Genomic DNA, 1,520 nt, shown 5'->3' with positions numbered 1-1,520 from the left:
TTCCGGCCGCGCTGTGCGGGCTGACGGGCTTCAAGCCGACCGCAAGCCGGATCCCGACGCAAGGCGGCGTGCCGCTGTCGACGACGCTCGACTCGTTCGGCCCGATCGGCCTGACGGTCGCCTGCTGCGCGCTCGTCGACCGGATGCTCGCGGGTCTCGAACCGCACGTGCCGGCCGCCCGGCCGCTCGAAGGCGTGCGGCTCGGCGTGCTGACGAACTACGTGACGGACGGCGTCGATGCCGACGTCGCGGCCGCGCTCGACGCCGCGCTCAAGCATCTCGAAGCCGCCGGCGCGATCGTCACGGAAGTGCGCTTCCCCGCGCTCGACCGGCTGCCGGACGTCAACCGCTTCGGCTTCTCGCCGATCGAGGCCTACGCATGGCATCGCCCGCTGCTCGCCAAGCACCGCGACCAGTACGACCCGCGCGTGCTCACGCGAATCCTGAAGGGCGAACCCGCAACCGCGGCCGACTATCTCGACCTGCTCGCCGCGCGCACCGCGATGCTCGACGAAGCTGCGCACACGGTCTGGTCGCGCTTCGATGCACTCGTCGCGCCGACGGTGCCGGTCGTGCCGCCGCGCATCGCCGAACTCGAAGCGGACGACGCCGCGTTCACGCGCACCAACGCGCTGATCCTGCGCAACCCGAGCGCGTTCAACTTCCTCGACGCGTGCGCGCTGTCGCTGCCCTGCCATCCGCGCGACGCGGCGCCGGTCGGGCTGATGCTCGCGGCCGCACCGCATCGCGACGACGCACTGCTCGCGATCGGCCAGGCGGTCGAGGCCGTGCTGAACACGATCCGCTGAGCGCAGCCAACCGACCGCCGGCGGACAAGGCGCGCGGTGCGGCAGGTTGCCGCATGCGCGCTGTCAGTTTCGTGCCAGACCGTTCGCGCTAAAATCGCGCGATTGTTTTCCGGACCGACCCACGAGGAACCCCGCCGACATGAACGACTACACGCTCGCAATCCGCCGCGAACGCCGCCTGCTGATGCTGCTGGGATGGGTGTGCATCGCCCTGCTGGCCGGTGCGCTGTACCTGCAGTACGTGAAGAACGAAGATCCGTGCCCGCTGTGCATCATCCAGCGCTACTTCTTCTGCGCGATCGGGATCTTCGCGTTCCTGGCCGCCGGGATCCGCAACTGGCGCGGTGTCTGGGTGCTCGAGCTGCTGATCGCGATCGCCGCGGCCGGCGGCGTCGGTACGGCCGCCCGGCACCTGACGATCCAGATGAATCCGGGCTTCAGCTGCGGCTTCGACACGCTGCAGCCGATCGTCGACAGCCTGCCGCCCGCGCAGTGGTTCCCCGGCATGTTCAAGGTCGCCGGGCTGTGCGAGACCGTCTACCCGCCGATCTTCGGCATCCTGCTGCCGGGCTGGTCGCTGATCGGCTTCGCCGTGATCCTGATCGCGGTCGTCGCGAGCCTCTGGCGTCATCGCCGCAAGCTCGTGGGCTGACCGGCCGGTTTCGACCGGCCTGCACGCGGCCCGCTCACCCGGGCCGCCCCGCAGCGGCA

2 protein-coding genes are annotated in these 1,520 nt (G+C 70.4%); both read left to right on the top strand.

Annotated features, from left to right (window positions below; all coding sequences use genetic code 11):
- On the top strand, nucleotides 1-809 hold an 809-nt coding region (locus tag G3N99_RS40065; RefSeq protein ID WP_241012091.1), incomplete at its 5' end, for an amidase.
- Nucleotides 810-948: 139 nt separating this feature from the next.
- Nucleotides 949-1,461, top strand: coding sequence for a disulfide bond formation protein B (locus tag G3N99_RS40060; RefSeq protein ID WP_011351308.1), 513 nt, complete (start codon nucleotides 949-951; stop codon nucleotides 1,459-1,461).
- The last annotated feature ends 59 nt before the right edge of the window (nucleotides 1,462-1,520 follow it).

This window comes from Burkholderia sp. Ac-20392 (assembly GCF_017104585.1).
Taxonomy (GTDB): Bacteria; Pseudomonadota; Gammaproteobacteria; order Burkholderiales; family Burkholderiaceae; genus Burkholderia; species Burkholderia lata.
This window is presented reverse-complemented; position numbering and strand designations above follow the sequence as displayed.